The following is an 8,588-nucleotide window of genomic DNA, read 5'->3' on the forward strand; positions in this document are numbered from 1 at the left end:
GGCTCACTATGGGGAGTAACGGGGGACTCAGCGTCTTCCCGCTGTCGTCGATTCAGCGCCAGTTCTGGCTGATGACGCAGGTGGACGGCCCGTCCGCCGCGCACACCATCTCCGTGGCGCTCCGGTTCAGCGGCGATCTCGATGTCGACGCGTTACGCGCGTGTGTGGCCGACTTGGTGGCGCGGCACGAGACGCTCAGAACCGTCATCAGGACCAAACAGGGCGAGCCCCTGCAGCTCGTGCTGCCGCGGCTGACGATCGACGTGCCCGAGCGCGACCTGACCGGCCGCTCGCGCGAGGACGTCGAACGGCACTGTGTCGAGATCGTGAACCGTCCCTTCGACCTGGCCAAGGGTCCGCTGCTGCGGGCGGAGCTCGTGCGGGTCGGCGCCGCCGAGCACATCCTCGTGTTCGCTGTGCACCACATCGCGGCCGACATGTGGTCGCTCGGTTTGCTGACCAACGAGCTGACCGTGCTGTACGAGGCCAGGCTGGCCGGCGCGGAGCCGCCACCGTCGCCCGAGGGCATCGCGTACGGCGACTACGCGGCGTGGCAGCGCGACTTCCTCGCGGGCCCGGCGGCGGACAAGCTGGCCGGATATTGGCGCGCCGAGCTTGAGGGCGCACCCGAACTGCTCACGCTTCCGTGGGACCACCCGCGTCCCACGGTGCCGTCCGGCAGGGGCGACCGGGTGCCGCTGCGCATCGCGAGCCCGGTCGCCGGGCTGTGCAAGCAGGCCGGGGGCACGCCGTACATGGTGTTCCTCGCCGCGTTCGCCGTCCTGCTCGGGCGGCACGCCGGGCAGGAAGAGGTGTCGGTCGCCACCGCCGTGGCCAGCCGGACCCCGCAGACTGAGACCGTGGTGGGCTGTTTCCTCAACACGCTGGTGATGCGGGTCAGGCTCGCCGGCCAGACCACGTTCCGCGAACTGCTGCACCAGGTGCGGGCGACGACGCTGGGCGCTTTCGACCACAAGGACATGCCGTTCGACAGGCTCGTCGAGGAGCTCGCGCCACGGCGCACGTCGAGTCACAACCCGCTGGCCCAGGCGATGCTCGTCGTGCACAACGCGCCGGCTGACGTGCCCACGCTTGCCTCGGTGGAGACCAGTCTGGTCGACCTCCCGCTGTCCACCACCCAGCTCGACCTCAACGTGCAGCTGTGGGAGTCGGATGAGGGGTTCACCGGTTTCCTAGAGTGGAACACCGACTTGTTCGACCGGTCCACCATGCTGTCGCTCGCCGACCAGTTCGCGCGCCTGGTGGACAACGCCGTCGCCGAGCCGGAGCGTGCCATCGACGCCATCAGCGCGCTCAGCGAGGCGGAGCGCCGCCGTGTGCTCGGCTGGAGCGGGTTCACCCGGGAGCAGCCAGGGGCGACCATCCCCGAGCTGTTCGCCAGGGCAGTGACCAGGACGCCGGACGCGGTCGCGGTCACGTGCGGTGGCGAATCGCTCACCTACGCCGAACTCGACGCCCGCGCCGACGGCCTCGCCAGAAGGCTGGCGGAGCTCGGCGTGGGACCGGAGAGCAGGGTCGCGGTCGCCGTGCCGCGCTCGCTCGACCTCGTCGTCGCCTTCCTCGGTGTGCTCAAGGCCGGGGGCTGCTACGTCCCCGTCGACCCTGCCTATCCCGAGCACCGGCGTGACCAGCTCATCCGGGACGCGCGTCCCGACCTCGTCATCGAGGCCTTCGACCACCTGCTCGTGGCCGACCCGTGGCAGGACGACGCGCCGCCGGTCGAGGAGGGTCCGCGTCCGGGCAACGTCGCTTACCTCATCTACACGTCGGGTTCGACCGGCACGCCCAAGGGGGTGGCGGTCACCCACGAGGCCGCGGCCGCCATGGCGGTGGAGTACATCGACCGGCTGTCCGTCACCGGCGACAGCGTCCTGCTCCAGGTCGTGTCGACCAACTTCGACGTGTCGGTCGCCGACATCCTCGTCACGTTGCTCTCCGGGGCCATGCTCGTGCTCGTCGAAAGCGACGGGCCGTTCGTCGGCGAGGCCGTAGCCGACGCGCTGGCCGAGGCGGAGGTCACTCACTGCATGATGCCGCCTACCCTGCTGGCCACCCTGCCGGACCGGGAGCTGCCCGCGCTGGAGCATCTCGTCGTCGGCGGCGAGGTCTGTCCTCCCGACCAGGCGGCCACGTGGGCGCGCGGCCGTACCTTGCACAACGCGTACGGCCCCACGGAGACCGCCGTCATGGTGGCCAGCGGCCCGCTTCCCGGCACACGCGCCGTCCCAGGGCTCGGGACGCCCTCGGCGAACGTCAGGGCCTACGTGCTCGACGCCTATCTAAGGCCGGTGCCGCCTGGCGCCATCGGCGAACTCTACGTGGGCGGCGTCCAGGTCGCGCGCTGCTACTGGAACCGGCCGGGCGCGACGGCCGAGAGGTTCGTCGCCGACCCGTTCGGGCCGCCCGGCGCCCGCCTCTACCGGACCGGTGACCTGGCCAGATGGGCCAACGACGGCAGCCTGCTCTACGCGGGCCGCGCCGACCGCCAGCTCAAGATGCAGGGGCTGCGCGTCGAACCAGGTGAGGTCGAGGCGGCCCTGAGGGCCCACGCCGAGGTCGACCAGGCCGCGGTGACGCTCTTCGACAACGGGCAGGGAGACCGCCGCCTGATCGCCTACGTCGTGCCCGGCATCCCGGCCGATCTGCGTGAGCACGCGGCCGCGCTGCTGCCGAGCCACACGATGCCGGCCCACTTCGTGGCCATGGAGCGCTTGCCTCTCACCGCCAACGGCAAACTCGACCACGACGCGCTCCCCCCGCCCGACCTGCCGGTGGAGGGGCCGACCAGTCGTGCCGCCGGCAGCGTTCACGAGCAGCTATTGGCCGGCCTGTTCGCCGAGGCGCTCGGCGTCGACGAGGTCGGCAGGGACGACAACTTCTTCGAGCTCGGCGGCCACTCTCTGCTGGCCACCCGGCTGATCAGCCGGGCGCGATCGGTGCTCGGCGTCGAGCTGTCGATCAGGGATCTACTGGACACGCCGACCGTCGCGGGCCTGGCGAAGGTCGTGCTCGGCGCCGACTCCGGCCGTCCCGCCCTGCGCGTCGGCGACCGGCCCGACGTCGTCCCTCTTTCGCTGGCGCAGACGAGGCTCTGGTTCCTCAACCGCCTGGAAAGCATGTCGGCCGCCTACAACATGCCGACCACGCTGCGCCTGACCGGAGAACTCGACCGGACCGCGATGGCCGAGGCGATCCGCGACCTGGTGACCAGGCACGAGGTCCTGCGCACGAGGTACCCGGAGGAAGCCGGCGTGCCCAGGCAGCAGGTGGCCGACGCCGCCGAGGCCGACTTCTCCTTCGAGGTCATCGAGGTCGCCGAGGATCGGCTGCCTGAGGCCGTGGCCGCCGCCGCGAGCAGGGGATTCGACCTCACCGCCGATCTGCCCATTCGCGTCAGCCTCTTCGTGCTCGGCCCGCGCGAGCACGTGCTGCTGTTCGTCGTCCACCACATCGCCGGCGACGCGTGGTCGATGGTGCCGCTCGCGCGCGACCTGACCACCGCGTATGCCGCCAGGCGTGCGGGCAGGCCGCCCGCGTGGGACTCGGAGCCGGTGCAGTACGCCGACTACGCACTCTGGCAGCGTGAGATGCTGGGCGACGGCGACGACCCCGGCAGCTTGATGTCCCGTCAGCTCGACTACTGGAAGAGCACGCTGGACGGGCTGCCGGAGGAGATTGCGCTGCCCACGGATCGGCCGCGCGCCGAGGTCGCCACCTACCTGGGCGACGCCGTCACGTTCACCCTCCCGCCCGAACTGCACGCAAGCCTGCTGGCCATGGCGAGGGAGAATCAGGTCACGCTGTTCATGGTCCTGCAGGCAGGGCTCGCGGCGCTGCTGACCAAGCTGGGCGCGGGCACCGACATCCCGCTGGGCACGCCCATCGCGGGACGCACCGACGAGGCGCTGGGCGACGCGGTCGGGTTCTTCGTCAACACGCTGGTGCTGCGTGCCGACACCTCGGGCGACCCGACCTTCGCCGACCTGCTCGGACGAGTGCGTGAGACGGACCTGTCGGCCTACGCCAACCAGGACATCCCCTTCGACCGCCTGGTGGAGGAGCTGCAGCCCTCGCGGTCGCTGGCCAGGCACCCGCTGTTCCAGGTCATGATCATCCAGCAGAACACCGACCGGCCGATGCTGGACATCCCAGGACTGGCCATCACCATCGAGAACAGTCCCTTCGGCATGGCGAACTTCGACCTGTCAGTCGAGTTCGTCGAGCACATGTCGGACGACGGCAGGCCGGGCGGGATCAAGGGCACGCTCGAGTTCGGACTCGACATGATCGACGCCGATACGGCCAGGCGCTGGAGCACATGGCTCACCCGGTTGCTGGTCGAGGCGGCGGCCGGCCCCGAGCGACCCATCAGTGACTACGACGTGCTCGACGAGAACGACCTGCGTCTGCTGCTTGAGGAATGGAACAGAACCCAGGCGCCGATCCCCGACGAGCGCGTGCATCACATGATCGAGCGTCAGGCGCGCCTGACCCCCGACGCGATCGCCGTGGAACACGGGGGAGCGCGGCTGACCTATGCCGAGCTCGTGCGCGGGGCCGGTCGGCTCGCCGGGCACCTGCGCGGCCTCGGCACCGGGCCGGAATCGCTCGTCGGTATCTGCGTCAGGCCCACCCCCGATCTCGTGGTTGCCATCGTGGGCGTGCTCATGGCGGGAGCGGCGATCCTGCCGCTCGATCCGGCGCAACCGGCCGCGCGGCTGACCTCGATCATGGAGGCCGCCGGGGTCGACCTGATCCTCACCCAGTCCGGCGTCGCAGACGAGCACGCGGCGACGCTGGCGGGACGGCGGCTGTTCATGCTTGACGAGGAGTGGCCCGCACCCGCGCATGACCGGGACGGCGCGGACGCCCTGGCGTCGAACCTGGCGGCGGTGTTCTACACCTCAGGGTCGACCGGCGTGCCCAAGGGCGCGATGTTCGTGCACGACGCGCTCGCCAACTACACCGTCGCCATGATCGAACAGTTCGCACTGCGCCGGCAGGACCGCATCCTGCAACTCGCCTCGATCGGCTTCGACGTGCTCGTGGAAGAACTGCTGCCGACGCTGGCCGCGGGGGCGACCGTCGTCCTGCCCGACCGGGACATCCTCACCGGAGACGTCGACCTGACCGCCTACCTGGCCGACAAGGCGGTGACCGGGCTCGAGCTGCCGACCGCGTACTGGCACGAGTGGGTGCGCGGTCTGGCGGGCGCGAAGGCGAAGCCGCCGGGCACGCTCCGCTTCGTCGCCATCGCCGGCGAGCGGGTGCTGCCCGCCCGGCTGGAGGAGTGGCAGGAGCTGGGCACCGACCTGATCCACGTCTACGGGCTGACCGAGGTCACGTGCACGTCCACCGCCTTCCGGCTCCCGGCGGGAGCGGCGGCGGGCGGCAGGCTGCCCATCGGCCGGGCCCTGCGCAACACCCGCCTGTATGTTCTGGATCGCGGCTTGCGGCCGGTCCCGCTGGGCGTCGCAGGGGAGCTGTACGTTGGCGGAATCGGGCTCGACCGTGGCTATCTGAACGGCCCGGGGCTGACCGCTGCGCGTTTCGTGGCCGATCCCTTCGGCATGGTGGGCAGCCGCCTGTATCGCACCGGTGATCTGGTGCGATACCTTCCGGACGGCTCGCTGGAGTTCATCGGGCGCACCGACCACCAGGTCAAGATCCGCGGCTATCGCGTCGAGCTGGGCGAGATCGAGTCGGCGCTGGGCAGGCATCCAGGCGTACGGCACGCCGTGGCCATGGTCCGCGAGGACCGGCCGGGCGACAAGAACCTGGTCGCCTACGTCACTACGCAGCTGTCCCAGGACGAAGAAGTGGACGGGACGACCCTGCGCCGTTTCCTGGCGCACACGTTACCCGCGTACATGGTGCCGTCGGCGATCGTGATGCTCGACCGCTTTCCGCTGAACGCCAACGGAAAGGTGGATCGAGCACGACTGCCCGCGCCCGTGCTCGACGGCCAGGATGTGGTCGCCCCTCGAACACCGGTGGAGGAGAGCCTCCACACCATGGTCACCGATGTGCTGGGCGGGGCGGCCATCGGCGTCCATGACGGCTTCTTCGACGTGGGCGGCCACTCGCTGCTGGTCATGCGCCTGGCCTCGCGGGTGCGTGAGGAGTTCGGTGTAGAACTGCCGCTACGCGCCTACTTCGAGGCGCCGACCGTGGCCCAGCTCGCCCTGCGCGTCGTGCAGGCTCAGGCGGAACAGGTCGACGCGGACGAGCTGGAGCGGTTGCTGGCCGAGCTGGAGGCGGAAAATTAGCAGGCGGCCCGCAGGTCGTTCAACAGGGGAAGGCCGGCCATGACGGTGTCGTGCGACTCCACGAAGTCGATGAGGCAGGAGATCTCGTCCACTCCCGCCTCCTCGGCGCGCTTGACCGCGGCCACGCACGCGGCGACGTCGCCGATGAGCGCGTTGTCCATGTATCGGCCGGCGGCGTGCTCGAGCATGACGTCCCAATCCTCGGCGGTCAGATGCTCGGTGGGAATCTGCCGGTTGCGGGCGCCGGCGCGCAGGTCGGCGGCGGAGCTGAGGTATCGCTTGAGCGGCGGCTTGGCCAGGGCGCGGGCCTGGTCGCCGTTCTCGTGCAGGAAGGTGTGGAGCATCAGCGCGACCCGGCCGGGCTGCCCGGTGGCGGCCATCGACGCCTCGCGGTAGCGACGGATCAATTCGGCGAGCTCGCCGTACGTCTGGCCGACCAGGTGTGTGAGGAGGCCGGCGCCCATGCGGCCGGCCAGCTCGGCCGTAGCGGGAGAGCCCGCGGAGGTCATCCAGATGGGCAGCTCCTCCTGCAGCGGCCGGGGGAAGGTCCGCACCTTCTCGGTGATGCCGTCTCCGGCGTCGAATTCCAGGCTCTCGCCGCGCCACAGCCTGCGGACCTGGTCGACGGCATCCTCCAACATGGACTTGCGCCGCTCGTAGGCGCCGGGCGCCAGCACGAAGTCGGTCCGCTGCCAGCCGGACGCGAAGGAGATCTCCACCCGGCCGCCGGAGAGGTTGTCCACCGCGGACCATTCCTCGGCGACCCTGACGATATGGTGCAGCGGCAACACGACACTGCCGGCTCTGATCGTCACGTGGGAGGTGGCGTTCGCGACGGCGGCGGCGAGTACCGCGGGATTCGGGTAGAGGCCTCCGAAGGGGTGGAAGTGGCGCTCGGGAATCCATACGCCGCTGAACCCGGTTTCGTCCGCGTAGCGGGACGCGTCGAGCAGCAGGGTGTACTTCCCGTGGGAAGCGCTGTCGCCAGTGGCCGAAAAGAAGGACAGGCTGAATAGCATTTCACTCACTCCGCATAGTGGATGGGCAGGTGCTTTAATCCGCCGACAAACAGGGTTTCCGTCCAGGACGGTTCGCCGGCCAGCTCGAGGTGTCGTACCCGGCCGAGCAGTTCGGTCAGGAAGAGCCGTAGCTCCAGCCGGGCGAGATTGGCGCCGAGGCAGTGGTGGGCGCCAAACCCGAAAGCCACATGCTTGGTCGCACGCCGGGTGATGTCGAAAGTCTCGGAGTCGTGGAACACGTTCTCGTCGCGGTTGGCGGAGAAATAGGAGAGCATCAGCGTGTCTCCCCGCGCGATTTCCACCTCGCGTATCTCCGCGTCCTCCTGGGCGGTTCTGAGAAAGTGCCTGATCGGGGTGGTCCACCGGATGATCTCGTCCACCGCCGCGGGCAGCCGCTCGGGCTCCCGCCGCAGGAGCTGGAGCTGCTCGGGACGCTGGAGCAGGGCGAACAGCCCGCCGGCCAGCGCGGCGCTGGTGGTGTCGTGGCCGGCGGTGAGGACCATGACGTAGTAGGCGATCTGGTCCTGGAAGTCGATCGGCCGCCCGTCTATGCGGGCGTTGGCGATCGCCGAGGCCAGGTCGTCGGACGGCCTGGCCTGGCGGTCCTCCGTAAGGCGGGCGAGGTAGTCCGCGTAGTCCAGGATGGTCTCCTGGATGGCCTTGGGATCGTCGTGCAGCAGGGTGGCCGGGGTCTCGCTGCCGAACAGTTCCTGGGTGAGTCGCAGCATCCTGGGGTAGTCCCCGTGGGGGAGCCCGAGCGCCGACATGATGACCCGCAGCGGATACGGCAGCGCCACCTCGGCCGCGAAGTCGCACGTCCCGCCCGATGCGAGCATGTCGTCGACGGCCCGCTTGGCCTGCAGGGCCACCTCGTACTCCAGCCTGCGCATGCTGCGCAGCGTGAACCACTGCGCGGCCACGGCCCGGTGCTTGCGATGGTCCTGACCGTCCTTGTGCACGAGTGTGGACAGCTGCCTGCCGTTTTGCTCGAGCTCGTCCAGCCAGGTGGGCAGCAGCATCGGCCGGGGGTGGTTGGTGAAGCGGATGGAATCGCGCTCGACCGCGATCACGTCTTCGTGCCGTGTGATCAGCCAGAACGGCCGGTATCCGGGCTGCTCGACCAGGGATATCGGCGCGGTCCTGCGGCGCTCGGCCAAAGCGGCGGCGACCTTCTGGGGATCGGCCCAGGCTGCGGGATCCGCGACTGCGTGTCCTGCCGAAGTTCTCATGAGAGGTTTATAGCTGATTATCAGTACTGAATGGAGTAGAGTCGCTCTCT

General features: G+C 69.7%; 3 protein-coding genes. 1 reads left to right on the forward strand and 2 read right to left on the reverse strand.

All coding sequences use genetic code 11. From position 1 onward, the window contains the following. Positions 1–8 precede the first annotated feature (8 nt). Positions 9–6,290 carry a non-ribosomal peptide synthetase gene (locus tag AWQ70_RS15675; RefSeq protein ID WP_067176323.1) on the forward strand — a complete coding sequence of 2,094 codons (6,282 nt, stop codon included), beginning with the start codon at positions 9–11 and terminating at the stop codon, positions 6,288–6,290. Here the strand turns inward: AWQ70_RS15675 and AWQ70_RS15680 are convergent. Continuing rightward, on the reverse strand, positions 6,287–7,309 hold the full coding sequence (locus tag AWQ70_RS15680; RefSeq protein ID WP_067176326.1) for a MupA/Atu3671 family FMN-dependent luciferase-like monooxygenase: 1,023 nt from the start codon (positions 7,307–7,309) through the stop codon (positions 6,287–6,289). The genes AWQ70_RS15675 and AWQ70_RS15680 overlap by 4 nt on opposite strands. A 5-nt stretch (positions 7,310–7,314) precedes the next feature. After that, a complete protein-coding gene (locus tag AWQ70_RS15685) occupies positions 7,315–8,538 on the reverse strand; it encodes a cytochrome P450 (protein WP_067176329.1) in 1,224 nt (407 codons plus the stop codon). Between the last annotated feature and the right edge of the window lie 50 nt (positions 8,539–8,588).

The sequence above is a fragment of the Microtetraspora niveoalba genome (assembly GCF_001570405.1).
GTDB classification, from domain to species: domain Bacteria; phylum Actinomycetota; class Actinomycetes; order Streptosporangiales; family Streptosporangiaceae; genus Microtetraspora; species Microtetraspora niveoalba.

Excerpts from the sequence above, each read along its gene's own strand:
- AWQ70_RS15675 (WP_067176323.1), top strand. The coding sequence starts at position 9 with ATGGGGAGTAACGGGGGACTCAGCGTCTTCCCGCTGTCGTCGATTCAG.
- AWQ70_RS15685 (WP_067176329.1), bottom strand. The coding sequence starts at position 8,538 with ATGAGAACTTCGGCAGGACACGCAGTCGCGGATCCCGCAGCCTGGGCC.
- AWQ70_RS15680 (WP_067176326.1), bottom strand. The coding sequence starts at position 7,309 with ATGCTATTCAGCCTGTCCTTCTTTTCGGCCACTGGCGACAGCGCTTCC.